25 protein-coding genes and 1 pseudogene are annotated in these 24260 nt (G+C 74.0%); 16 read left to right on the top strand and 10 right to left on the bottom strand.

All coding sequences use genetic code 11. The features are described 5' to 3' along the window. The first annotated feature begins 72 nt into the window (after positions 1-72). Positions 73-1122 carry a DNA topoisomerase IB gene (locus tag BMZ50_RS03780; RefSeq protein WP_177212629.1) on the top strand — a complete coding sequence of 350 codons (1050 nt, stop codon included), beginning with the start codon at positions 73-75 and terminating at the stop codon, positions 1120-1122. Between the two features lie 27 nt (positions 1123-1149). Here BMZ50_RS03780 and BMZ50_RS03775 read toward each other — a convergent pair whose 3' ends face one another. Further along, positions 1150-1449 carry a hypothetical protein gene (locus BMZ50_RS03775; RefSeq protein WP_143087070.1) on the bottom strand — a complete coding sequence of 100 codons (300 nt, stop codon included), beginning with the start codon at positions 1447-1449 and terminating at the stop codon, positions 1150-1152. Between BMZ50_RS03775 and BMZ50_RS25215 the strand changes: the two genes are divergently transcribed. Continuing rightward, entirely contained in the window at positions 1426-1791 is a 366-nt protein-coding gene (locus tag BMZ50_RS25215) for a tetratricopeptide repeat protein (protein WP_091321404.1), read from the top strand. The genes BMZ50_RS03775 and BMZ50_RS25215 overlap by 24 nt on opposite strands. Here the strand turns inward: BMZ50_RS25215 and BMZ50_RS03765 are convergent. Beyond that, entirely contained in the window at positions 1719-2780 is a 1062-nt protein-coding gene (locus BMZ50_RS03765; RefSeq protein ID WP_245753326.1) for an AI-2E family transporter, read from the bottom strand. The genes BMZ50_RS25215 and BMZ50_RS03765 overlap by 73 nt on opposite strands. 520 nt (positions 2781-3300) lie before the next feature. Between BMZ50_RS03765 and BMZ50_RS03760 the strand changes: the two genes are divergently transcribed. Further along, positions 3301-3735 (top strand): DUF1707 SHOCT-like domain-containing protein, encoded by a 435-nt coding sequence (locus BMZ50_RS03760; protein ID WP_091321400.1) that lies wholly within the window; start codon positions 3301-3303, stop codon positions 3733-3735. A 2-nt stretch (positions 3736-3737) separates the two neighbouring features. Continuing rightward, positions 3738-5354, top strand: a pseudogene (locus BMZ50_RS25210) (phosphatidylglycerol lysyltransferase domain-containing protein); the annotation flags it as partial. Positions 5355-5642: 288 nt separating this feature from the next. On the opposite strand, the gene BMZ50_RS25205 reads toward BMZ50_RS25210, so the two are convergent. Then, entirely contained in the window at positions 5643-6170 is a 528-nt protein-coding gene (locus BMZ50_RS25205; RefSeq protein WP_091321921.1) for a universal stress protein, read from the bottom strand. Positions 6171-6266: 96 nt separating this feature from the next. Between BMZ50_RS25205 and BMZ50_RS03745 the strand changes: the two genes are divergently transcribed. After that, positions 6267-6776 carry a mycothiol transferase gene (locus tag BMZ50_RS03745; RefSeq protein WP_091321399.1) on the top strand — a complete coding sequence of 170 codons (510 nt, stop codon included), beginning with the start codon at positions 6267-6269 and terminating at the stop codon, positions 6774-6776. 11 nt (positions 6777-6787) lie between these two features. Here the strand turns inward: BMZ50_RS03745 and BMZ50_RS03740 are convergent, their stop codons facing one another. The 3 genes from BMZ50_RS03740 to BMZ50_RS03730 are packed head-to-tail and all read right to left on the bottom strand — an operon-like array spanning position 6788 to position 8417. Then, on the bottom strand, positions 6788-7759 hold the full coding sequence (locus BMZ50_RS03740) for an NAD(P)-dependent alcohol dehydrogenase (RefSeq protein ID WP_091321397.1): 972 nt from the start codon (positions 7757-7759) through the stop codon (positions 6788-6790). Next, positions 7756-7995, bottom strand: coding sequence for a helix-turn-helix transcriptional regulator (locus BMZ50_RS03735; RefSeq protein ID WP_091321396.1), 240 nt, complete (start codon positions 7993-7995; stop codon positions 7756-7758). Before BMZ50_RS03735 ends, BMZ50_RS03740 begins: the two co-directional genes overlap by 4 nt. Beyond that, entirely contained in the window at positions 7989-8417 is a 429-nt protein-coding gene (locus BMZ50_RS03730; RefSeq protein ID WP_091321394.1) for a hypothetical protein, read from the bottom strand. The genes BMZ50_RS03735 and BMZ50_RS03730 overlap by 7 nt, the downstream gene beginning before the upstream one ends. 171 nt (positions 8418-8588) lie before the next feature. On the opposite strand from BMZ50_RS03730, the gene BMZ50_RS03725 reads away from it, so the two are divergent. Next, a complete protein-coding gene (locus tag BMZ50_RS03725) occupies positions 8589-9770 on the top strand; it encodes an acyl-CoA dehydrogenase family protein (RefSeq protein ID WP_245753325.1) in 1182 nt (393 codons plus the stop codon). Between the two features lie 10 nt (positions 9771-9780). Here the strand turns inward: BMZ50_RS03725 and BMZ50_RS03720 are convergent, their stop codons facing one another. Continuing rightward, positions 9781-9996 (bottom strand): hypothetical protein, encoded by a 216-nt coding sequence (locus tag BMZ50_RS03720; protein ID WP_091321390.1) that lies wholly within the window; start codon positions 9994-9996, stop codon positions 9781-9783. A gap of 244 nt (positions 9997-10240) precedes the next feature. Here BMZ50_RS03720 and BMZ50_RS24945 point away from each other — a divergent pair, with 244 nt between their 5' ends. Together BMZ50_RS24945 and BMZ50_RS03710 are read left to right on the top strand one after the other, a co-directional pair. After that, on the top strand, positions 10241-10816 hold the full coding sequence (locus BMZ50_RS24945; protein ID WP_091321388.1) for a hemerythrin domain-containing protein: 576 nt from the start codon (positions 10241-10243) through the stop codon (positions 10814-10816). A gap of 63 nt (positions 10817-10879) precedes the next feature. After that, positions 10880-11185: a hypothetical protein gene (locus tag BMZ50_RS03710; RefSeq protein ID WP_091321386.1), complete on the top strand. Its 306-nt coding sequence runs from the start codon at positions 10880-10882 to the stop codon at positions 11183-11185. Between the two features lie 12 nt (positions 11186-11197). Here BMZ50_RS03710 and BMZ50_RS03705 read toward each other — a convergent pair whose 3' ends face one another. Continuing rightward, entirely contained in the window at positions 11198-14572 is a 3375-nt protein-coding gene (locus tag BMZ50_RS03705) for a pyruvate carboxylase (protein ID WP_091321383.1), read from the bottom strand. Positions 14573-14745: 173 nt separating this feature from the next. Here BMZ50_RS03705 and BMZ50_RS03700 point away from each other — a divergent pair, with 173 nt between their 5' ends. Continuing rightward, a complete protein-coding gene (locus BMZ50_RS03700; RefSeq protein WP_091321381.1) occupies positions 14746-15162 on the top strand; it encodes a heme-binding protein in 417 nt (138 codons plus the stop codon). Positions 15163-15172: 10 nt separating this feature from the next. Here BMZ50_RS03700 and BMZ50_RS03695 read toward each other — a convergent pair whose 3' ends face one another. Together BMZ50_RS03695 and BMZ50_RS03690 are read right to left on the bottom strand one after the other, a co-directional pair. Then, the gene (locus BMZ50_RS03695) at positions 15173-16108 is read right to left on the bottom strand and encodes an oxygenase MpaB family protein (protein WP_091321379.1); all 936 of its coding nucleotides are present in this window, start codon (positions 16106-16108) and stop codon (positions 15173-15175) included. A gap of 1 nt (position 16109) precedes the next feature. Further along, on the bottom strand, positions 16110-16838 hold the full coding sequence (locus BMZ50_RS03690) for a glutamine amidotransferase (RefSeq protein WP_091321919.1): 729 nt from the start codon (positions 16836-16838) through the stop codon (positions 16110-16112). A 104-nt stretch (positions 16839-16942) separates the two neighbouring features. On the opposite strand from BMZ50_RS03690, the gene BMZ50_RS03685 reads away from it, so the two are divergent. The 7 genes from BMZ50_RS03685 to BMZ50_RS03655 all read left to right on the top strand — a co-directional run bounded on the left by BMZ50_RS03685 (position 16943) and on the right by BMZ50_RS03655 (position 24210). Continuing rightward, complete coding sequence (locus tag BMZ50_RS03685) at positions 16943-17566, top strand: TetR/AcrR family transcriptional regulator (protein WP_091321377.1); 624 nt, start codon at positions 16943-16945, stop codon at positions 17564-17566. A 17-nt stretch (positions 17567-17583) separates the two neighbouring features. After that, entirely contained in the window at positions 17584-19263 is a 1680-nt protein-coding gene (locus BMZ50_RS03680; RefSeq protein WP_091321376.1) for an MDR family MFS transporter, read from the top strand. 179 nt (positions 19264-19442) lie between these two features. Continuing rightward, the gene (locus tag BMZ50_RS03675; RefSeq protein ID WP_091321374.1) at positions 19443-19703 is read left to right on the top strand and encodes a hypothetical protein; all 261 of its coding nucleotides are present in this window, start codon (positions 19443-19445) and stop codon (positions 19701-19703) included. After that, positions 19700-20530 carry a hypothetical protein gene (locus tag BMZ50_RS03670; RefSeq protein WP_091321372.1) on the top strand — a complete coding sequence of 277 codons (831 nt, stop codon included), beginning with the start codon at positions 19700-19702 and terminating at the stop codon, positions 20528-20530. The genes BMZ50_RS03675 and BMZ50_RS03670 overlap by 4 nt, the downstream gene beginning before the upstream one ends. After that, a complete protein-coding gene (locus BMZ50_RS03665) occupies positions 20530-22356 on the top strand; it encodes a fumarate reductase/succinate dehydrogenase flavoprotein subunit (protein WP_177212627.1) in 1827 nt (608 codons plus the stop codon). The genes BMZ50_RS03670 and BMZ50_RS03665 overlap by 1 nt, the downstream gene beginning before the upstream one ends. Further along, positions 22353-23108, top strand: coding sequence for a succinate dehydrogenase/fumarate reductase iron-sulfur subunit (locus BMZ50_RS03660; RefSeq protein ID WP_091321370.1), 756 nt, complete (start codon positions 22353-22355; stop codon positions 23106-23108). The genes BMZ50_RS03665 and BMZ50_RS03660 overlap by 4 nt, the downstream gene beginning before the upstream one ends. A gap of 163 nt (positions 23109-23271) precedes the next feature. Next, the gene (locus BMZ50_RS03655) at positions 23272-24210 is read left to right on the top strand and encodes an alpha/beta hydrolase (protein WP_091321368.1); all 939 of its coding nucleotides are present in this window, start codon (positions 23272-23274) and stop codon (positions 24208-24210) included. The last annotated feature ends 50 nt before the right edge of the window (positions 24211-24260 follow it).

Here is a 24260-nt window from a genome sequence, read left to right as displayed (position 1 = left end):
CCACGTCGCCCCCGATCCGCGCCCCCGGGGCGGCCCGGCCCCGGAGGCCAGTACGAGCGTGCGGTACCCCTCGTGACGACGCTGGATCCGCGAAGCGCCGGGGAGCTGCGTCTGGCTCCCGAGGTCGCGGCCGAGCGGGCCGGGCTGATCTACGTGACCGACACCGTCCCGGGCATCAGCCGCGAGCGCGGCGAGGGAGGATGGCGCTACCGCCGTCCGGACGGCACCGTCGTCACCGACGCCGGCGAGCTCGCCCGGATCGCGGCGATCGGCATCCCGCCGGCGTGGACCCGGGTCTGGATCACCCCCCTGCCCGACGGGCACCTCCAGGCCACCGGCCGGGACGGCCGCGGCCGCAAGCAGTACCGCTACCACCCGCGCTGGCGGGAGGTGCAGGACCGGACCAAGTTCCACCGGACGGGCGCCTTCGGGCACGCGCTGCCCGGCCTGCGCGAGCGGATCGACCAGGACCTCGACCGTCCCGGCCTGCCCCGGGAGAAGGTGCTCGGAGCCGTGCTGCGGCTCATGGACCAGACGCTGATCCGGATCGGCAACGAGGAGTACGCCCGGCAGAACCAGTCCTTCGGACTCACCACGCTGCGGCACGACCACGTCCGGGTCGAGGGCCCCACGATCGCCTTCGAGTTCCGCGCCAAGTCGGGCAAGGAGCAGCGGGTCCGGCTCAGCGACCCACGCCTGGCCACCGTCGTCCACGCCTGCCACGAGCTGCCCGGGCAGGAACTGTTCTCCTACGTCGACGATGCGGGCCAGGTGGTCGACGTCGGCTCCGCCGACGTCAACGCCTACCTGCGGGCGGTCACGCACGCGGTCTTCACCGCCAAGGACTTCCGCACCTGGGGCGGCACCCGGGTCGCCGCGGAGTCCCTGGTCGACCTCGGCCCGCCGCGCTCACCGGCCGACGCGCGGAGGAAGATCCTGGCCGCCATCGACGCCGCGGCCGCCCGGCTGAACAACACCCGCGCGGTGTGCCGGGCCAGCTACGTGAACCCCCGCGTGCCCGACGCCTACGTCGAGGGCAGCCTGACCGCCGCCTTCGACCGGGCCGGGGATCGCCAGGGCCTGTCGCACTCGGAGTCGGCGATGCTGCTGGTCATCGGCTGAGCCAGACCGAGCGGAACCGGGGTGCCGTTAGTCCTCGTCGGCGGCGACCAGGCTGAAGCTGACGCCGTGGTCCTCGTCGGGCGTCACGGCGACCGGCATGACCTTGCAGGAGACGATGTCGACCCCGCGGATGTACTGCGAGCCGTCCATCAGGGTCCAGACCCCGGCTCGGGCCAGCGCCGGGAGCTCGGCCGCGACCAGCCTGCGCGCCTCCTCGTGGGTGATCGGCGGGTCCATCCGGATGGACCGGACGAGGAGCGCCGTCGGGTTCCAGCGGACGACGTACTCGAGGCGAAAAGCGGCATGCCGCACGTCAGCTTCGGTCATGAGGAAAGCGTGGAGCGACGATCCGGGCGAAGCTCCTCGGATTGCGGGCCGGCGGTGTGGCGCGTGCACCGCGTCCGACCCCCGGCGCTGAGTGTCGCGCCCCATCAGGCGCCGTGCCGCCGGCCCCGCCCGGCCGGTTCCCGGACGACGAGCACCGGGATCTCGCTGGCCAGCTCGACGACGTCGTCCGCGCTGGCCCCGCACCTGCCCCGGTACCGGCGCTCGGTGACCAACTACGCGCGGCTGCGCGTAGTTGGTCACCGCCCTGCCTACTTCGCCGCCAGCGCGGGTCTGCGGTCCTCCCCCACGGTCGGCTCGTCCTTGAGCTCGCCCCGACGGTGATCCCACACGTCCCGCAGGATCACCTGGATGATGCTGGCCACCGGGATGGCCAGCAGCGCCCCGAGGATCCCCATGAGCTCCGCCCCGATGAGGATCGCGACGATCACGGTGAGCGGATCGAGCTTCACCGTGCGGGCGAAGACGACCGGCTGCAGCAGGTGGTTCTCCAGCTGCTGGTAGAGAACGAAGAAGACCAGCACCGTGATCCCGGCCGGCACCGAGTGGATGAATCCGGCCAGCACGGCAGTAGCACCGCCGATCGTGGCGCCCACCAGGGGGATGAGGTCGGCGATGCCGACGAAGAGTGCGATGAGCCCCGCGAAGGGCACTCCCAGGACGAGAAGCACCACGTAGGTGAGGCCGGCGCAGAGGACGCTGATCAGCAGGTTCCCCGACAGGTAGCCCGTGACCGACCGCGCGCAGTCGGCACCGACACGGCGGACCCGCTCGGCCGTCGCCGGGCGGAGGACGTTCAGCGTCCCCTCCACCACCCTGGGACCTTCGAGCACCATGAGGTACGCGAGCACCAGCACGGTGAGCGTGCCCGCGATCCCGCTGGCCAGCCCGGACAGCGCCCCGGCAACGGGCGCGGTCAGCCCGCTGGCGAAGCCGCTGATCCTCGCCTGGTTGTTCTGCACCCACTGCAGGGCATGCGTGCGCTCGAGCAGATCCCCGACCGGACCACGTCCCGCCCGCGCGTCGTCGATGAGCCCGGGAAGCTGCCCGGCGAACCTGGTTCCCTCGTTGACCAGCGGCACTGCGAAGGCCGCGATGAGCGCCGCCAGCAGGACGACCACGACGAGGAAGACCAGGAAGGTGGCCAGCGCGCGTCGCCGCCCTCCGAGCACGCGCCGCTGGACCCAGTCGACCACCGGACCGAGCGCCACGGCGAAGAACGCGCCGATGACGATCCAGGTCAGCACCCGGCGGGTGTGCAGGACGACGTACAGCAGCAACGCCGTCGCGAGAACCAGAGCGATCGTGGTCACGATCGTCCGGACCGGTACGGGCTGCGGCTGTCCGCGGGCGGGAAGGGAGGTCACCGCGGGTTCATTCCCCGGGCGTCCCCACCACACGCGGCTTCCGGACAAAAAGGTTGTGCACCGCGCTTTCCGCGGCGTGACCTGCTGCTCGGGGCGTCAGCGGCTCCGTGCATCCGCGGGGGGCCTCGTCGGACCACCCCTCGTCGGGCTCCGGGAGCGGGCTACGGACACACCCGCACGCCCCTCAGGTGGGCACCCCGGCGTCGGTCACCGTCGGACGAGGCGCCCGCGGCGGGTGGATGGCCGCACCCTCGTGCGCGGCGCGAATGGTGGCCAGCGGGCTGCGCCGGGTCCAGTGTGGTGGGCGCAGCTGAACGTCGGCTCAGAACGGGTTCCCCGGAAGCTCCCAGCCGCTCTCAACGCGGTCACAGGAACGGACCACGAGCCTCGGGGCACGGGTCGCCCGCGCGGCCCACGCATGGCGGCGAGGATCCGCGCGTACCCCCAGGAAGGACGGGCGAGGACGATGACACCCACGCCGGCCGCCGGACCGGACCCTCTTCCCGGATCGGCACCCGGACCGCGCCTGCGGGCCTCGGACGCCGACCGGGCCGCCACCGTGGCCGCGCTGGAGGACGCGGTCGGGCGCGGTCTGCTCACTCACGAGGAGGGCGGCGAGCGGATGGTGGCCGCCCTCTCGGCCCGCTTCCTCGACGAGCTCCCGCCGCTGACGGCGGACCTCCCGCCGGCCGTCGCTCCCGCCGACCACCCGGTGACGGGCTGGCGCGGCATCGGGTCCGCGGTCGCGACCCAGGTGCGCTCGGAGATGACGGCGGGGCTGCGGTCACGGCGGGTCCTCATCGCCGTGCTCGTGATCGTCGGCCTGCTGATCGCGCTGGCCGTGCTCGGCGGCCTGGCGATGGAGGGGATCGACGGCGCGTTCGAGCACCTCGACCTGTAACGGTGACCGGCGTCGCGCCTCCGGGCCCCCGGGCCGGGCCCGTGCGCTTGCTGCGGCACCTGACGACGCCCCGCTGGCTGGCCCGGCTGGTCGCCCTCCTCGGCGGAGTGAGCCTCGTGTCGGCTCTGGTCCCCGCCTGGCGGGGCCGCCTGGAACTGCTCGCCGAGGTGGTGCCTCCGGTAGCCCCGGCCGCGGCCACGGCCGGCGCGGCCGCGGTGGGGCTGCTGCTCGTCGTCCTCGCCCGGGGCCTGCGCCGCGGCAAGCGACGGGCCTGGACCCTCACCACACTCCTCGCAGCCGCGGCCGTCGTGCTGCACGTGGTCAAGGGCCTGGACGTGGAGGAGGCGCTGCTCGCCGGCGTGGTCCTGGTGCTGCTGCTCCTGGGCCGCCGGCACTTCGTCGCGGCGCCCGATCCGCGTTCCGGCCGCGCCACGATCGGGTCCGTGCTGGCCACCGCGGTCGCCGGCACCGCGCTCGGGTACGTGCTGCTCACCGCAGTCGACGGCGGGCAGGCCGCCGACACCAGGGCGGGTCAGCGGCTGGCCGAGGCGGCGTTGGGGCTGGGAGGCATCCCCGGGCCGGTCCGCTTCACGACGTCCGCGGCCGCGGAGCAGGCGGCCGCCGCGCTCGTCGTACTCGGCGTGATCGCGCTGCTGACCGTGCTCGCCGTGGCCCTGCGCCCGCCCGGCGGCCCGCACCCGCTCTCGCCCGAGGAGGAGTCCCGGCTGCGCGTGCTGCTCGGCGACCGGCACGGGCAGCCCGACTCCCTCTCCTGGTTCGCCCTGCGGCGCGACCGCTCGGCCGTCTTCTCCCCCACCGGCAAGGCCGCGGTCAGCTACCGAGTGCTGGGCGGTGTCAGCCTGGCCGCCGGCGACCCGGTCGGGGATCCGGAGGCCTGGCCGGGCGCCATCCGCGCCTGGCTGGCCGAGGCCCGGTCGTTCGGCTGGATCCCGGCGGTGCTGGGCGCGTCGGAGCGGGCCGCGACCGCGTACGCCCGGGAGGGCCTCGACGCGCTGGAACTGGGCGACGAGGCGGTGCTGGACGTCTCCGACTTCCACCTGGACGGGCGGGCGATGCGCAGCGTCCGGCAGGCCGTGGCGCGGACCCGGCGGGCCGGCTATCGGGTGCGCTGCGACCGCGTGCGGGAGCTGTCCGACGACGACCTCCGCGCGGCGCGGGAGGCCGCGGCCGCCTGGCGCGACGGCCCGGTGGAGCGCGGCTTCTCGATGGCGCTCGGTCGCCTCGGTGATCCCGCCGACGGCGACTGCGTGCTCGTCCGGGTGGCGGACGCAACCTCCGGCCTGCGAGGCCTGCTGCACCTCGTGCCGTGGGGCGCCGATGGCCTGTCCCTGGACCTGATGCGGCGGTCCCGGGACGCCGAGAACGGCACGGTCGAGGCCATGGTCACGGGCCTGCTCGCCGAGTGCGGCCGGCTGGGCGTCGCGCGGGTATCGCTGAACTTCGCGGTGTTCCGGTCGGTGTTCGCGCGCGGCGAGCGGCTGGGCGCCGGCCCGGTGCTGCGGCTGTGGCGCGCGGTGCTGCTGCAGGCGTCGCGCTTCTGGCAGATCGAGTCGCTCTACCGCGCCAACGCCAAGTACTCCCCGCAGTGGGTGCCGCGGTTCCTGTGCTTCGACCGGCCCGGGGACCTCTCCGCCGTCGGCGTGGCCGCCCTGCGCGCCGAGGCGTTCCTCACCGCTCCGGCATGGGTCCGGCGGCTGCGCCCGGCCCGCGGCCGGCCACGGCGCGCCGTGCCCGCCACCGGCGGATCAGCCGGTGTGCCCCCCATCCCACGACCACGACCACGACCACGACCACGACCACGAGGACACCCGGGCCGGCCCAGCGCCCGAAGCACCCCGCCCAGCGGCCGGCACCGGTCCGACCCCGGCGCTGAGTGTCCCGCCCGGTCAGGAGCCGTGCCGCCGGCCCCGCCCGGCCGGTTCCCGGACGACGAGCACCGGGCAGGGGGCGTGCCGGAGGACGTCGCGCGAGGTGCTGCCGAGCAGCACCTCGCTCAGGGCCCCGTGGGCGTGCGCCCCGATGGCCAGCGCCGGGGCATCCTGCTCGCGGGCCACCCGCACGAGGGTGTCGGCCACGCTCACCTCGTCGGCGACGACGAGGGACTCCGCCTCCAGCCCCATCGCCCGCGCCCGGCCGGCCCCCTGCCGCGCCATCCGCTCCGCGGCCTCGTACGCCGCCTGGTCCAGCTCGAAGGCGGTCCGCAGGTCGACGGTGGGCACCGGGACGTCGAGGGTCATCGCCGACCAGGTCGCCGCCTCGAACGCGCGCCCCGCCTCCCACACCACGACCACCAGCGCCGGCCGCGAGGCCAGCAGGCAAGCGGCCTCCGCCAGCGCCCGCTCGGCCACCGGGGTCCCGTCGTACCCGATGACCACCGGCCCCGTCCGCCGCGGGACCTCCGGGGGCGCCGTCATGCGACCTCTCTCCACATGTCGGAGGACCCGAGCGTAGGCCGGGACGAGTTCCGCGGGTGCGGTTGCGCGCGGGCCGGCTGCGGGTAGCGAGAGCCCATGCGCAGTCGCGAACTCCTGCTCGACGCCTACGGGCGGATCCAGGAGGAGCTGAGGCCGGCCGTCGAGGGCCTCACCCCCGAGCAGTTGACGTACCGGCCCGCCCCGAACGCCAACAGCATCGCCTGGCTGGCCTGGCACCTGGCCCGGGTGCAGGACGACCACATCGCCGAGGTCGCCGGAACCGAGCAGGTGTGGACGGCGGAGGGCTGGTACGACCGTTTCGGCCTGCCCTTCCCGCCTTCAGCGACCGGCTACGGCTTCACCTCCGAGCAGGTGGCGCAGGTCCGGGTGCCGTCGGCCGACCTGCTGCTCGACTACGCAGCGGCGGTGCACGCCCGGACCGCGGAGTTCCTGCGCGGCCTGACCGACAACGACCTGGACCGGGTCGTCGACGAGAACTGGGACCCACCGGTGACCCTGGGCGTCCGGCTGGTCAGCGTGCTCGCCGACGACCTGCAGCACGTCGGCCAGGCGGCCTACGTCCGCGGGTCCCTGCTTCCCGGCTGAGGCGCGACCGCCTACGGGACGACGACGGCCTTGCCCCGTGCGTGGCCGCTGCCGACGTGGTCGACGGCGTCGGCCGCGGCGGCCAAGGGGTATCTCCGGTCCACGACCGGCCTGACCCGGCCGGCCTCGATCAGCTCGGTCAGGGCCTCGAGCCCCGCCGTGCTCGACCGCGACAGCAGCGGCACCAGCCGCGCGCCGGCGAACGGGGAGAGCAGCAGCGCGCGGAGCTGGCGGTCGAAGCCCTGCAGCCACTTCCCGTCGCTGCCCTCCCCGCCGACGAGCACCAGCGTCCCGCGGGGCACCAACACCCCCCGCAGCTCCGCCAGCGAGCGGTTGCCCGCGGTGTCGACGACGACGTCGAAGATGCGCCCGCGATCGGCGATGCCCTCGCGCGTGTAGTCGACGACGTCGACGGCACCCAGCGACCGGACGAGCTCGAGCTTGCCGGTGCTGCACACACCGGTGACCGAGGCCCCGGCGGCCGCGGCGAGCTGGACCGCGAAGGACCCCACGCCCCCACCGGCGCCGACGACCAGGACGCGCTGCCCCGGCCGCACCCGCCCGACGCGGCGCACGGCCTCCAGCGCCGTCTGCCCGGAGACCGGGACGGTGGCCGCCTCCTCGAACGACAGGATGGTGGGCTTGCGCGCGAGCGTCGCCGCGGACGCGACCGCGTACTCGGCGAAGCTGCCGGAGCCGGTGCCGAACACCTCGTCCCCCGGCCGGAAGCGGGCACCGCCCGGGCCGACCGCCTCCACCACGCCGGCGAGGTCCATGCCGGGGATGCGCCTGCGGGGCCGGCGCAGGCCCGCACCGAGCCGCACCGCGTACGGCAGCCCCGTGCTCAGGTGCCACACCCCGGGATCCACGCCGGCCGCGCGCACCCGGACGAGCACCTCGCCCTTCCTGGGCTCGGGCACGTCGACGTCCCGGAGCTCCAGCGCGTCGGCCGTGCCGTACCGGTCCTGGACGATCGCCTTCACGACTGCTCTTCTCCTGACTCCCCGGCGGGGTACTGGAACACCTCGACGAGCGGCACGCCGAACACCGCCGCGATCTGGAAGGCCATCTCCAGCGAGGGCGAGTAGCGGCCCTGCTCGATGGCGATGACGGTCTGCCGCGTCACGCCGATCCGGCGGGCGAGCTCGGCCTGGGTCATCTCCCCGGCGGCGAACCGCAGGGTGCGGATCCGGTTGGTGATCCGGGTCGGCTTCACCACGACTGGAAGCCCCGGCGATAGGCGATGATCTTGGCGACCGAGCCGAGCACGGCCGACAGCGTGAAGCCCAGGTAGACCGCGTTGGCGATCCAGAAGGGATCCCACTCGGCCAGGGCCATGCCGAGCGCGGCCACCGCCCCGACGACGACGAACGACTGGCCGATGTACTCCCCGAGCCGGTGGATCTCCCGGTCCCGCTGGTCCTTCTCGTTGGCGCCCTCGGGGAAGACGGTCGACAGCACGATGTTCAGGACGATCGACGCCCCGATCGCGCCGCCCACGGTCCACAGCAGCGTGGCCGCATAGGGCACCTCGGTCAGCGGCGCTCCCCCGGCGCGGCCGAGGACGACCCCGACGTAGCAGACGTAGGCCGCCACGGCGACCAGCACCATCACCCAGGCCCGCTTCTCCTCGAACGCCACGCCCCGCTCCTCTGTAAAGAATCTTTGACGTGAGGAACGTAAAGCTTCGTCGACATGGGGTCAAGAATTTTTTACACGCTGATCCGACCCGCCGGTACGCACGGCGGGCGCCGGCGTGGTACCCCTCGGCTCGAGGAGCGGTGCGCCCGGGCCGCCCGTAGCCTGCCCGCCGTGACGACCCCCGACTTCTACGCCCTGGAGGAGCTCCTCGAGCCGGAGGAGATCGAGATCCGCGACCGCGTGCGCGCCTTCTGCGAGAAGGAGGTCACGCCGCGGATCAACGAGTACTGGGAGCGGGCGGAGTTCCCGTTCGAGCTGGTGCCGCGGATCGCCGAGCTCGGGATCTCCGGCGGCACGGTGCAGGGCTACGGATCACCGGGCATGAGCGCCGTCGCGGCCGGGTTGGTCGCCGCCGAGTGGGCCCGCGCCGACGGCAGCGTCGGCACCTTCTACGGCGTGCACAGCTTCCTCGCCATGCAGTCGATCGCGATGCTGGGCTCGGAGGAGCAGCGCGAGCGGTGGCTGCCGGCGATGGCGCGGATGGAGCGGATCGGCGCCTTCGGGCTCACCGAGCCCCGGCACGGCTCCGACGCCGTGGCGCTGGAGACCACCGCCCGCCGGGACGGCGACAGCTACGTCCTCGACGGGCAGAAGAAGTGGATCGGCAACGGCTCCATCGCCGACCACGTGATCATCTGGGCCCGCGGGGAGGACGGCGCGGTCGGCGGGTACGTCGTCGACAAGGGGACGCCGGGCTACGAGGCCACGGTCATGACCGGGAAGACGGCGCTGCGGGCGGTCTGGCAGGCCGAGATCACGCTGACCGGCGTCCGGGTGCCGGTGGAGAACAAGCTGGCGAACTGCTCCTCGTTCCGGGACGTGTCCCGGGTGCTGGACCGCACGCGGTACACCGTCGCCTGGCGGGCGCTGGGGCTGGCCACCGCCGCCTACGAACTGGCGCTGGCCCACGCTCTGGGCCGCGAGCAGTTCGGGCAGCCGATCGCCGGCTTCCAGCTGGTGCAGGACAAGCTGGCGCGGATGCTCGCCGAGATCACCTCGATGCAGCTGATGTGCTGGCGGCTGTCGAAGCTGGCCGACAGCGGCCGGATGACCGCGGCCATGGCGTCGCTGGCGAAGATGAACCACGCGGCCAAGGCCCGCGCGATCGTCGCCGACGCCCGCGACATCCTCGGCGGTGACGGCATCCTGCTGGACCACCACGTGGCCCGTCACCACGCCGACATGGAGGCGATCTTCACCTTCGAGGGCACGGACTCGGTGCAGGCGCTCATCGTGGGCCGGGAGATCACCGGCCTCTCGGCGATCAGCGGCCGCCGGCCGGAACGCGGCTGACCGCGACCGCTCAGCGCACCGAGCTGAGCGACCGGTCCGCCGCCGTCAGCCGGCAGCACTCGGGACAGGCGGTACGGCCGGCGCCCACCCGCTCCCACCGCTGCGAGCCCCACACCTGCACGATCGCGCCGCAGACGGCCAGCTCGGCCTCGCCGTCCAGCTCCTCGGGCGGGCGGTGGGCCTCGACGGCGTGCCACGGGTGGCTCTGCTCGGTGGGCTTGCCCATGGACCAGCGATCGGGACGGGCGAAACCCACGGCATAGAAGTCGACGGCAGGGGATCCGGCGGCGGGGGGTTCGGCGGCAGAGGACTGCACGGTGTGGGACCGCACGGCATAGGACGGCACGGCTGCCCTGTGCCCGGGTTCACGACGCCGGAAACCACCCGCAAGGAGCACCGGACCGGACCGGTCCGGTGCTGATTGCCGGTGGGCCCTCCGGGGCAGTGACCGGGGGCCGGAAGGAGTCCCCGTGGCCGAGACCCAGCGCGACGTGGTGGACCTGCTCACCGCCGACCACCGCCAGTTCGACCGCGTCTTCTGCGAGCTCGAGGAGCTGCTGGGCAACGCCGGTGCCGAGCTGGACGACCGCAAGCAGCAGCTGGTCGGCGAGGTCAGCCTCGGCCTGGCGCGGCACTCGGTCGCCGAGGAGGCGCACGTCTACCCCCGCGTCCACGAGCAGATCGACGCCGCCGAGGCCCGGCGTTGCCAGGCCGAGCACGAGCTGGCCGAGCGGACGATGAAGCGCCTGGAGCGGCTGCACCCCAGCGACGAGCAGTTCGACACCGAGGTGCGGGCGCTGATCCACGAGATCCGCATGCACGTCGCCCACGAGGAGGGCCAGTTGTTCTCCGGGCTCCGGGCGACCTTCTCCCACGCCCAGCTGGTCGAGATGGGCGACCAGGTCGAGCAGGTCATGACGCTGGCCGCCCCCTGGGAGCACCCGCTCGTCCCCGACGAGGGGGTGGCCCCCCGGGCGCTGGGTCCGGTGGCCGCGCTGCTGGAACACCTGCGCGCGGCGGTCGGCGGCCGGGGACCCGTCCGCTGAGCTCTCCCGGCGGGTCCCCGGCGGAGTTACCGTCGAGGACGAACGTCCGGGAGGAGCACGTCGGTGGAACCTGTCAGCCTGCTGGTCGGCGCCGCGCTGCTCGCGGCCGGCTTCCTCGGCGGTCGGCTCAGCCGCCGCCGGCCGGCCGGGCCGCCGTCGGCCCCGGCGCCGCTGTGCGGCTGCGGGCACACCCTGAGCCAGCACGACACCGAGACCAACACCTGCTACGCCGAGCTGCGACGCGACACCTACGACAAGCGGGGCCGCTGGTCGGGGCCCACCTGGGTGGCCTGCACCTGCCGGCAGTACGTCGGCCCGCGCCCGATCGACGAGGTCTTCCTCCCCCGCTTGCTGCCGCCGACCGACTGACCGGCGTCCGGTTCAGGTCAGCACGACCAGCAGGTCCCCGCCCTCCACCTGCTGCACCGGGCCGATCGCCAGCCGCTCCACGGTGCCGGCGACCGGCGCGCTGATGGTGGCCTCCATCTTCATCGCCTCGATGGTCGCCACCGGGTCCCCGGCGGCCACCTCATCGCCCTCGGCGACGGTGAGCGTGACCACGCCGGCGAACGGCGCGGGCACGTGCCCGGGCTTGCCGCGGTCGGCCTTCTCGGCCGCCTTGACGGCGGCGTCGACGTTCCGGTCGCGGACGGTGACCGGCCGCAGCTGCCCGTTGAGGGTGCACATGACCGTGCGCATGCCCCGCTCGTCGGGGTCGCCGATGGCCTCGATGCCCATGAACAACCGGACGCCCGGCTCCAGATCGACCGCGTGCTCGCTGCCGGCCCGCAGCCCGTAGAGGAAGTCCTTGCTCGGCAGCACCGAGGTGTCGCCGTACAGCTCGGCGTGCGCCAGGTACTCGTTGGTGGGCCCGGGGAACAGCAGCCGGTTCAGGGTGCCCCGCCGGTCCTCGCGCAGCCCCGCCCGGTCGGCGTCGGTGAGCTCGGCGGGCGGCCGGGCCGGACGGCGGCCCTCCAGCGCGCGGGTGCGGAAGGGCTCGGGCCAGCCGCCGGGCGGGTCGCCCAGCTCGCCGCGGAGGAAGCCGATGACCGAGTCGGGCAGGTCGTACTTGCCGGGTTCGGCGGCGAAGTCGGCGGGGTCGACGCCGGAGCCGACCAGCTGCAGCGCGAGGTCGCCGACCACCTTGGAGCTCGGGGTGACCTTGACCAGCCGGCCGAGCAGCCGGTCGACGGCGGCGTAGGCGGACTCCACCTCCTCGAACCGCTCGCCCAGGCCCAGCCCGATGGCCTGCTGGCGCAGGTTGGACAGCTGCCCGCCGGGGATCTCGTGCGAGTAGACCCGCCCGGTCGGGGAGGGCAGCCCGGACTCGAACGGCGCGTAGATCCGCCGCACGGCCTCCCAGTAGGGCTCCAGGTCGTTCACGGCTGTGAGGTCCAGGCCGGTGGCCCGCTCGGTGGCGTCGGTGGCGGCGACGATCGCCGACAGCGGCGGCTGGCTGGTCGTGCCGGCCATCGACGCGACCGCGCCGTCGACGGCGTCCACGCCCGCGGACCAGGCCGCCATCAGGGTGGCCAGCTGGCCGCCGGCGGTGTCGTGGGTGTGCAGGTGCACCGGCAGGTCGAACCGCTCCCGCAGCGCGCTCACCAGCGCCGCGGCCGCCGGCGGGCGCAGCAGCCCGGCCATGTCCTTGATCGCCAGCACGTGCGCGCCGGCGTCGACGATCTGCTCGGCCAGGTGCAGGTAGTAGTCCAGCGTGTACAGCGACTCCCCCGGGTCGCAGAGGTCCCCGGTGTAGCACAGCGCGACCTCCGCCAGCGCCGTCCCGGTCTCCCGGACCGCGTCGATCGCCGGGCGCATCTGGGCGACGTCGTTGAGCGCGTCGAAGATCCGGAAGACGTCGATGCCGGTGGCGGCCGCCTCGGCCACGAACGCGTCGGTGACCTCCTCCGGGTAGGGGGTGTAACCGACCGTGTTGCGGCCGCGCAGCAGCATCTGCAGCGCGATGTTGGGCACCGCCTCGCGCAGCGCGGCCAGCCGCTGCCACGGGTCCTCGTGCAGGAAGCGCAGCGCCACGTCGTAGGTCGCCCCGCCCCACGCCTCCAGGGAGAGCAGCTGCGGGGCGGTGCGCGCGACGTGGCCGGCCACGGCCAGCAGGTCACGGGTGCGGACCCGGGTGGCCAGCAGGGACTGGTGCGCGTCCCGGAACGTGGTGTCGGTGACGGCGAGGGCGGCCTGCTCCCGCAGCTCGGTGGCGAACCGCTCGGGCCCGACGGCCAGCAGCCGCTGCCGGGAACCCGCCGGCGGGGGCTGCTCCAGGTCCACGGCGGGCAGCTTCTCGATGGGGTCGACCAGCTGCGGCCGCTCGCCGTGCGGCTTGTTGACCGTCACGTCGGCCAGGTAGGTCAGCAGCTTGGTGCCCCGGTCGGCCGAGGTGCGGGCGGTCAGCAGGTGGGGCCGCTCCTCGATGAACGACGTCGTCACCCGCCCGGCGCGGAAGTCCGGGTCGTCGAGCACCGCCTGCAGGAACGGGATGTTGGTGGCCACCCCGCGGATGCGGAACTCGGCCACCGCCCGGCGGGCCCGGGCCACCGCGGTGCCGAAGTCCCGGCCCCGGCAGGTCAGCTTGACCATCATCGAGTCGAAGTGGGCGCCCACCTCCGCCCCCAGCGACGAGCCGCCGTCCAGCCGGATGCCGGCCCCGCCGGGCGAGCGGTAGGCGGTGATCCGACCGGTGTCGGGGCGGAAGCCGTTGGCCGGGTCCTCGGTGGTGATCCGGCACTGCAGCGCCGCCCCGCGCAGCACGATGCTCTCCTGCGCCAGGCCCAGGTCGGGCAGCGTCTCCCCCGCCGCGATCCGCAACTGGGCGGCCACCAGGTCGACGTCGGTCACCTCCTCGGTGACCGTGTGCTCCACCTGGATCCGCGGGTTCATCTCGATGAACACGTGCCGGCCGTCCGCGTCGAGCAGGAACTCCACGGTGCCGGCGTTGACGTAGCCGATGTGGCGGGCGAACGCGACCGCGTCGGCGCAGATCCGCTCCCGCAACTGCGGGTCCAGGTTGGGGGCCGGCGCCAGCTCGATGACCTTCTGGTGCCGGCGCTGCACCGAGCAGTCCCGCTCGAACAGGTGGACGACGTTCCCGGCGCCGTCGGCCAGGATCTGCACCTCGATGTGCCGGGGGTCGACCACCGCCTGCTCGAGGAAGACCGTGGGGTCGCCGAAGGCCGATTCGGCCTCCCGCATCGCCGCCTCGATCGCGCCGCGCAGCTGGTCCCTGTCGTCGACCCGCCGCATGCCGCGCCCGCCCCCGCCGGCGACGGCCTTGACGAAGACCGGGCCGTCGATCGCCCCGGCCGCGACCAGCAGCTCGTCGACGTCCTTGCTCGGGTCGGTGGACGCCAGCACCGGCAGACCGGCCTCCCGGGCGGCGGCGATCGCCCGCGCCTTGTTCCCCGTCAGCTCCAGCACCTCCGCCGAGGGGCCGACGAAGGTGATCCCGGCCCGCGCGCACGCCTCGGCCAGCTCCGGGTTCTCCGACAGGAAGCCGTAGCCGGGGTAGACCGCGTCCGCGCCCGCCCGCTGCGCGGCGGCGACGATCTCCTCGACCGACAGGTAGGCCCGCACCGGATGCCCGGCCTCGCCGATCTGGTAGCTCTCGTCGGCCTTGAGCCGGTGCACCGAGTTGCGGTCCTCCCACGGGAACACCGCCACCGTCCCCGTACCCAGCTCGTAGGCGGCCCGGAACGCCCGGACGGCGATCTCTCCCCGGTTGGCGACCAGCACCTTGTCGAACACGCGGAACTCCTCGTCGACGTCGTCGCCCTTCCCTCCGGCCGACGGTGTGCGCGCAGGGTACGGCCGCGCGGCGGCCCACCTCCACGCGCGGGCGCCCCATCCCGCGTGCGGCCGGCCGCACCGGTCCCCCGAGGATGGGCGGGTACGGCACCGACGGGAGGGACGGAGCGGAGATGGCCGAGGACATCGGGCACGAGCAGGCACGCGATGCGGTGGCCGTCGCGCTGGCGCACGCGGCGGCCACCGGGCTGCGGGTCAGCGTCGCCGTGGTCGACGCCGGCGGGTGGGACGTGGCCGTCGGCCGCGGGGACGGCGCGCCGGGGTTCACCGCAGGGATCGCCCGGGCCAAGGCCGGCACCGCGGCGGCGTTCCGCCGTCCCTCCGGGGAGCTGGCCGCGCTCCGGGAGGTCCGCCCGGAGGTGCTGGAGCTGGCGGGCGAGCAGCTGGCGTTCCGGCCGACGACGCTGAGCGGGGGCGTGCCGGTCGTCCGCGACGGCGCCGTCGTCGGGGCGGTCGGGGTGGCCGGCGCGACCCCCGAGCAGGACGTCGAGTGCGCCGAGGCGGCCTGCGCGGTGCTCGCCCGGCCCTGAGCAGCGCCGGTCAGGCCGGGGCGTCCCGGCCGGCCCAGGCGGGGGCCGGGCCGAGCCCGAGCCGCCAGCGCGCCGCCTCCTCCGAGGGGCTGTGCGGGCCGAGCACGGCGCGCAGCGCGCGCAGCTGGAGGCCGGTCACGGGCAGCCGGACGGGCGCGCCGCGGCCGCGGCCCGGTACACCCGCGAGCGGCGCCAGCGTCGGTGACAGCAGCAGCCCGGCGGCGTCGGCGAGGCCGCGGTAGACCAGCCGCTCCGCGGCGCCGAGCCCGGGCGGCGCGGCCAGGAAGGCACGCACCTCCTCCGGCACCGGCTCGAGGACCGGCCGGTAGGAGCCCAGCACCTCGGCCAGCTCCGCCGCGGTGGTGGGCAGGTCGGCTGCGCCGAGGGCCCGGGCGGCGCACGCCCACCGGGCCACGTAGGCGTCCGGCCAGCGGCGGCCGAAGCGGGCGGTCAGGTCCGGCCCGACGGCCCGGTGCGCCGCGAGGAACGCGTCGGTGAAGGCCACGTGCACCCAGCGCAGCAGGTCGGGATCCGACGCGGAGTAGGCCCGCCCGGCCTCGTCGGTCCCCCGGACGACGGCGTGCATGCGCCGCACCCGGGCGGCCTCCCGCTCGGCCAGCTCGGCCGAGCCGAAGGTGGTCACCACCAGCCAGCGCGCGGTACCGGCCAGCCGCTGCCACGGGTCCTCGAGGTAGGCCGAGTGCCGCTGCACCCCGGCCAGCGCGAGGGGGTGCGCGGCCTGGCCGAGCAGCGCCGCGACCCCGCCGATCAGCGTCGAGAGATCGCCGTGCACCCGCCACACCACGCCGTCCGGCTCGAACCAGCCGGGGCCCTCCCCCACCCGGGCGATGTCCCGGACCCAGCCCGGCGCCCCGGTGGGATCGCCGGACACGCGCGCCCGGAAGCGGGCGCGGGCGGCGTCGGGAAGGGCGGTCAGCGCGGGCATGTCAGGCGTACCGGGCGACGAAGGTGGCCAGCAGCCGGCCCGCCTCGGTCACCACCGCGAGGCGCAGCCGGTCGGTGAGCTCCTCCAGCTCGGTGGGCGCGAAGTAGCCGGCGTGCCGGTAGACCCGGATCCGCGTGAGGATCCCCGCGACGTCCAGCTCGGGGTGGAACTGCGTGGCGTAGACGTTGCGCCCGACCCGGAACATCTGGACCGGGCAGGCCGGCGAGGTGGCCAGCAGCACCGCCGACGGAGGGAGCACCTGGCACGCCTCCTTGTGCCCGACGAAGGCGTCGAACACCTCCGGCACGCCGGCCAGGAGCGGGTCGGCCCGCCCCGCGGCGGTCAGGGTGATCGGCACGCTCGAGACCGGCTCGCCGTAGGTGCGGTCGACGACGCCGCCCTGGTGGACCCCCAGCGTGCCCACCCCGTAGCAGGCCCCCAGGAAGGGCAGGTCGCGGGCGACGACCTCGTCCAGCAGCGCCGCGAGCTCGCGCTCGACCCGGTGCTGGACCGCGGACTTGCTCTCCGGCGGGTCGCTGGAGTTGAACGGCCCTCCGCCGAGGAGGATGCCCGCGTAGTCGTCCAGGTCCAGCGGGGGCAGCGGGCCGGCCTCCAGGCGGACGCGGTGCAGCTGCTCCTCGGTCAGGCCGGTCAGCCGGAGGAATGCCGCGTACTCCTCGTCCGCGGCCTCGTTCTCGGGGCGCGAGGCCAGCAGCAGGAACGGCCTCACGGGCACGATGCTAGGCCGGCCGCGCTGCCGACGAGGGCCGCTCCTCCCGGCCGTGGGCAGCGCCACTCCGCACGTCCGTTGCTGTCGCTGCACAGCGTGCAAAGATGCACGTCGTGCAAGATCTTGGTCTGCGGGAGCGCAAGAAGTCCGAGACCCGTCGCCGGCTCACCACCGCCGCCCAGGAGCTGGTGCTGGCGCACGGGCTCGACGGCATCACGGTGGAGCAGATCTGCGGCCGGGCCGACGTCTCGCTGCGCACGTTCTTCAACTACTTCGAGTCGAAGGAACTGGCCGTGATCGGCCCGGAGCCGCCCCTGGGCACGCCGGAGTCCCGCGCCGGGTTCCTCGGCGGCGGCCCCACCGGCGACCTGCTGGCCGACCTGCTGGAGCTGCTCGACCCGTCCCCCTTCCTCGACGAGGTCGGGCGCGGCGGACTCCTGGTGGCCGTGCAGCTCGCCGAGCGCGAGCCCCGGCTGCTGGCCGCGCACCTCGCGCGGGCGGCGGCCCAGGAGCAGGAGATCGTCGCGCTGCTGGCCGAGCGTCGCGGGCTGCCCGCGCCCGACACCGGCTGCATCGCGCTGGCCTCGGCCGCGCAGGCGCTGATGCGGACCGCCTGCCGCGCCTGGCTGGAGGCCGACGACGGCACCCCCCTGCACCGCTACATCGAGGGGACGCGCACCGCGCTCCTCGCCACCCTCACCCCCACGCCGGCAGACCCGGCGTCATGACCCCCTCGAGGAGCACGTTGTCCACCCCGACCACCGCCGACGCACCGATCGTCCTGACCCGCCGGCGGATCAACCTCATCTTCTCCGCGCTGATCGCCGGCATGCTGGTGTCCAGCCTGGACCAGACGATCATCTCCACCGCGATGCCGACGATCGTCGGCGATCTCGGCGGCATCTCGCACATGGCGTGGGTGACCACCGCCTACCTGCTGGCCAGCACCCTGGTGATGCCGATCTACGGCAAGTTCGGTGACCTGTGGGGCCGCCGCAACCTGTTCCTCATCGCCATCGCGCTGTTCACCCTGGCCAGCATCGGGGCGGCCCTGTCGCCGAACTTCACCTGGTTCGTCGTCTGGCGCGGCGTCCAGGGCCTCGGTGGAGGCGGCATGATGATCCTGAGCCAGGCGATCATCGCTGACGTCGTCCCCGCGCGGGAGCGCGGCAAGTACATGGGTCCGCTCGGCGCCGTCTTCGGCCTCTCCGCGGTCGCCGGTCCGCTCCTCGGCGGGTTCCTCACCGACCACGCCAGCCTCGGCTGGGAATGGTGCTTCTGGATCAACGTCCCGGTCGGCGTCGCCGCACTGGTCATCGGCTGGTTCGCCCTGGCGCTGCCGCGCAAGCGCAACACCGAACCGCTGGACTACCTCGGCGTCATCTTCCTCTCCGCCACCACCACGTCGCTGATCTTCTTCACCGACTTCGGCGGGCGGGAGGGCTGGACGGCGTGGCCGACCCTCGCCCTGGGCGCGGCGTTCGTCGTCTCGGCGGTGGTCTTCGTCCTCGTCGAACTGCGGGCCGCGCAGCCGATCATCCCGATGAGCCTGTTCCGCAACTCGACGTTCGTGGTCACCACTGCGCTGGGCGCCGCCGTCGGGCTGGGCATGTTCTCCGCGGTGGCGTTCCTGCCGACGTTCCTGCAGATGGCCTCGGGGACCTCGGCGGCCAACTCCGGCCTGCTCATGCTGCCGATGATGGGTGGCCTGTTCCTCACCGTGATCGGCTCGGGCATCGCGACCACGAAGACCGGCCGCTACAAGATCTACCCGATCGCCGGCGTGCTGATCGTCGCCGCCGCGATGATCTGGATGACCAGCCTGTCGGGCCGGACCTCGCTGTGGACGGTCGGCACGATGCTGTTCGTCATGGGCCTCGGACTGGGGCTGATCATGCAGATCGTCGTCCTGGTCGCGCAGAACGCGGTCCCGGCGTCCGACCTCGGTGCGGCGACCGCGACCAACAACTACTTCCGTGAGGTGGGCGCCACCCTCGGCGTCGCCGTCTTCGGCACGATCTTCACCAGCCGGCTCGCCGAGAACCTCTCCGGCGCGCTGCAGGCCAACGGTGAGCAGGCCGCCGCGGCGGGCATCACCTCGCCCGACAGCCTGGTCCCCGCGGCGGTGCAGGCGGCCGGCGACCCGCTGCGCGCGGCGATCGTCGACTCCTACGCCGACGCGCTGGCCCCGGTGTTCGCCTACCTGCTGCCCGCGTTCGTGATCGCCCTGGTGCTCGCCCTGCTGCTGAAGGAGATCCCGCTGTCCGACGTCGCCGGCATGGTGGCACGCGGCGAGGCGGTGGAGGACCCGGAGCTGCAGAAGTCCCACCACCACGCCGAGCCGCCGGCCGTGGGCACCGCGCCGGCCGCCGTGCCCGCCCAGCGTGACGGCGACGAGGAGCAGGCTCCGGCGCTGCCCGGCTGACCGGGAACGCCCCCACGACCGCGGGGGCGCGGTGGCTCGGAGCCACCGCGCCCGCGCGGTCGTTCGCGCGCCCATGACGCACCGCAGGCGCGCCGACACCCCTTTCCACGGGTCGGCGTCCGTGGTGCACTGCCTTCCCCCGCCGCGACGGCGGCGTTCCCACCGATCTGGGGGCAGCGATGTCACTGGAGCAGGACGTGGCGGCGGCTCGCCGAGCCGTCGATGCCCTCGAGCAGGCGTGCGGCCCGCTCGCGAGGCACTTCGGTGACACCGTGGACGCGCGCCGGTTGAAGGCCGACATCGCCCGGCTGCGCGACGACCTCACCCTGCTCTGCGGGGCCGCGCGCGGAGCGGAGGTCGCGGACCGGTCCTACGCCGCCGTCCTGTGGGACGACGGCTACCCCGAGGGCGTCGGCGGGGCCGCCCGCAGGGTCCCGTGACCGCCACCGCCCCCCGCCGGACCGGGGCGGTCACCCCCGGCGGCGGGAACGGCTCCGCCGCTCCCCGCCGCGCGGCGATCGCGGCGCGGACGCTGCGCACCGACCGCTGGTGGCTCGAGCCGCTGCTCACCGTCGCCGCGCTGGTGGCCTTCGTCGCCTGGTCGACGTTCCGCGCCTTCCAGAACGACCACTACTTCGCCGAGCCCTACATCTCGCCGTTCTACTCACCGTGCCTGACCACGGCCTGCGAGGGCGACACCTTCCCGGAGCTGTTCACCGGGCCGGCCTGGATCTCCCCGGCGATCTACATCCTGATCGTGCCGCTGGGCTTCCGGCTGACCTGCTACTACTACCGCAAGGCCTACTACCGGTCCTTCTGGCTCTCGCCGCCGGCGTGCGCGGTCACCGAGCCGCACCGGCGCTACACCGGCGAGACGCGGCTGCCGCTGCTGGCCCAGAACGTGCACCGCTACTTCTTCTACCTCGGGCTGGTCTTCAACGTCGTCCTCACCTACGACGCGATCCTCGCCTTCCGCGACGAGACCGGCGCCTGGGGGCACATGGGCCTGGGCACCGTCGTCCTGCTGGCCAACGCGGCCCTGCTGTGGCTGTACTCGCTGTCCTGCCACTCCTGCCGGCACATCGTGGGCGGCCGGCTCAACTCCTTCTCCCGGCACCCGCTGCGCTACCGGTTCTGGACGGCGGTCTCGCGGCTGAACGCCCGGCACATGCAGATCGCGTGGGTCTCGCTGTTCGGCGTCGCCTTCGCCGACCTCTACATCTTCCTGCTGGCCACCGGCACGATCACGGACCCGAGGTTCTTCTGATGGAGCTCGAGAGACACGAGTACGACGTCGTCGTGGTCGGCGCGGGCGGGGCCGGCCTGCGGGCGGCGATCGCGGCGCACGAGGCGGGTGCCCGCACGGCGGTGGTGTGCAAGTCGCTGCTCGGCAAGGCGCACACCGTCATGGCCGAGGGCGGCATCGCCGCGGCGATGGCCAACGCCTACCCCGAGGACAACTGGCGGGTGCACTTCCGCGACACGATGCGCGGCGGGAAGATGCTCAACCACTGGCGGATGGCCCAGCTGCACGCGCAGGAGGCGCCCGACCGGGTCCGCGAGCTGGAGGACTGGGGCGCGCTGTTCGACCGGACGCCGGACGGCCTGATCAGCCAGCGCGACTTCGGCGGCCACCGCTACGCCCGCCTGGCGCACGTCGGCGACCGCACCGGGCTGGAGCTGATCCGCACCCTGCAGCAGCGCACCGTCGCGCTCGGCATCGACGTGTTCATGGAGTGCACGGTCACCCGGCTGCTCACCGAGGGCGGGGGCGGCGGCGGGGCGGGTGATCACGGAGCCATCACCGGCGCGTTCGGGTACTGGCGGGAGTCGGGGCGCTTCATCGCCTGGCAGGCCCCGTCGGTCGTGCTCGCCACCGGCGGGATCGGCAAGGCCTACAAGGTCACCTCGAACTCGTGGGAGTACACCGGCGACGGCCACTCGCTCGCGCTCCAGGCCGGCGCGGGGCTGGTGAACATGGAGTTCGTGCAGTTCCACCCCACCGGGATGGTCTGGCCGCCATCGGTGCGCGGGATCCTGGTCACCGAGAGCGTCCGCGGCGACGGCGGGGTGCTGAAGAATGCCGCCGGCAACCGGTTCATGTTCGACTACATCCCCGACTTCTTCCGCAAGGAGACCGCGGAGACCGAGGCCGAGGCCGACCGCTGGTACACCGACAAGAAGAACAACCGGCGCCCGCCCGAGCTGCTCCCCCGCGACGAGGTCGCCCGCGCGATCAACAGCGAGGTGAAGGCCGGGCGCGGGTCGCCGCACGGCGGGGTGTTCCTCGACATCGCCTCGCGCCGGTCCCCGGACTACATCCGCAAGCGGTTGCCGTCGATGTACCACCAGTTCAAGGAGCTGGCCGACGTCGACATCACCGCCGAGGCGATGGAGGTCGGCCCCACCTGCCACTACGTGATGGGCGGGGTGGAGGTCGATCCCGACAGCGCGGCCGCCGGGGTGCCGGGCCTGTTCGCCGCGGGTGAGGTGGCCGGCGGGATGCACGGGTCCAATCGGCTCGGCGGCAACTCCCTGTCCGACCTGCTGGTCTTCGGACGGCGGGCCGGCGCGGCCGCGGCCGAGCACGCGTCCCGCCATGCCGACCGGGTCGCCCTGTCCGACGGGGCGCTGGCCGATGCGGCCCGCGCGGCGCTGGCCCCGTTCGAGCGGGACGGCGGCGAGAACGCCTACACCGTGCAGCACGACCTGCAGCAGACGATGCACGACCTGGTCGGGATCATCCGCACGGAACCGGAGATGAAGGAGGCGCTCGAGCGGATCGTCGCCCTCAAGCAGCGGGTCGCGAACCTCTCCGTCGACGGGCACCGGCAGTACAACCCCGGATGGCACCTGGCGCTGGACCTTCCGCACATGCTGATCGTCAGCGAGTGCATCGCGCGGGCGGCCCTCGAGCGGCGGGAGAGCCGGGGCGGGCACACCCGCGACGACTTCCCGACGGCGGACGACGAGTGGGCCCGCACCAACCTGGTCTGCACGCTGGCCGCAGACGGCACGGTGGCGGTGCGCCAGCGGCCGCTGCCCGGGATGCCCGCCGAGCTGGCCGAGATCTTCGACGAGGTCAGCGCATGAGCTACGACGCGACCGTCCGGATCTGGCGGGGCGACGCCGCAGGCGGCGACCTGCAGACCTTCACCGTCGAGGTGAACGAGGGTGAGGTGGTCCTCGACATCGTCCACCGGCTGCAGGCCACCCAGGCCGGCGACCTCGCCGTCCGGTGGAACTGCAAGGCGGGCAAGTGCGGGTCCTGCAGCGCGGAGATCAACGGCCGCCCGCGGCTGATGTGCCTCACCCGGATGAGCACGTTCGCCGAGGACGAGACGGTGACCGTCACGCCGCTGCGCACCTTCCCGGTCATCCGGGACCTGGTCACCGACGTGTCGTTCAACTACGAGAAGGCCGCGCAGATCCCGGCGTTCACCCCGCGGCCGCGGGACGCCGACGGCAACCACCGGATGCAGCAGGTCGACGTCGAGCGGCCGCAGGAGTTCCGCAAGTGCATCGAGTGCTGGCTCTGCCAGGACACCTGCCACGTCGTCCGCGACCACGAGGAGAACAAGGCGGTCTTCGCCGGCCCCCGCTTCCTCATCCGGCTGGCCGAGCTGGACATGCACCCGCTGGACGTGCGCGACCGCCGGGACGCCGCCCAGGAGGACTTCGGCCTCGGCTACTGCAACATCACCAAGTGCTGCACCGAGGTGTGCCCGGAGAACATCCACCTCACCGACAACGGCATCATCCCGCTCAAGGAGCGGGTGGTGGACCGCAGGTACGACCCGCTCACCTGGCTGGGATCCAAGATCCGCAGGCGCCCGCGGGACTGACCGGGGCGGCCGGGATCGGCCCGGGGACGGCGACGCGGGCGGATCGCGCCGCGGCAGCGAGGCCCGTTGACTGCAGGATGCATCCTGCAGTGTGATGTGCATCACAGGCGCTGCGTCGCCGGCGGATCGGGACGAGCGCTCCACCCCTCCCCGAGGAGAGCCCATGGCACTGGACCAGGCGACGTCCGCGCTGCTGCAGCAGATGGCCGAGAGCGGCGGAAAGCCTCTGCACGAGATGACCCCCGAGGAGGCGCGCGGGTTCGGCGGGGCGCTCCGGGAGCTCTACGGCCCCGGGCCGGAGATGGCCCGGGTGGAGGACATCTCCATCCCGGCCCCGCACGGCAGCATCCCCGCCCGGGTCCTCGTCCCCGACGAGGCGCCCCGCGCGGTGATCGTCTACTACCACGGCGGCGGCTGGGTGATCGGCGCCCTGGACGAGTTCGACACGCTCGGCCGGCAGCTCGCGGAGAAGTCGTCGTCGACCGTGGTGCTGGTCGACTACCGCCTCGCTCCCGAGCACCGCTACCCGGCGGCGGCCGAGGACGCCTACACCGCGCTGGAGTGGGTCGCCGACCACCTGGGCGAGCTGGCCGCCGACGGCGCGCCGCTGGTGGTGATGGGCGACAGCGCGGGCGGCAACCTGTCCGCCGTCGTGGCCCAGCGCGCCCGGGAGGGCGGCCCGGCCATCGCCCTGCAGGTGCTGGTCTACCCGGTGACCGACTGCGACCTGGACAACGAGACCTACCGCGACCCGGATAACCAGTTGCTGCTGACCCGCGAGGCCATGGTCTGGTTCTGGGACCACTACGCCCCGGACCAGTCCTGCCGGACCGCACCGGATGCCTCGCCGCTGCGCGTGGCCGACCTGTCCGGGCTGCCGCCGGCAGTCGTCATCACCGCCGAGCACGACGTCCTCCGCCAGGAGGGCGAGGCGTACGCCGAGGCGATGCGGGCCGCCGGCGTCCCGGTCGACCTGCGCCGGTTCCCCGGCCAGATGCACGGCTTCTTCACCATGCCCAACGTGCTCCCGGGCGCGGCCGCGGCCCTCCAGCACGTCGTCGAGCAGCTCGACTCCCGCCTCTCCGGCAGCACCTCCGCCTGACGGCGCGCCGCCGTCCGCCCACCCCCTCCCCCGGCATCGCCACGATCCCG

It is taken from the genome of Geodermatophilus ruber, assembly GCF_900114385.1.
Classification (GTDB): domain Bacteria; phylum Actinomycetota; class Actinomycetes; order Mycobacteriales; family Geodermatophilaceae; genus Geodermatophilus; species Geodermatophilus ruber.
The sequence above is the reverse complement of the archived record's forward strand: the minus strand, read 5'-3'. Positions and strand labels throughout refer to the sequence as shown.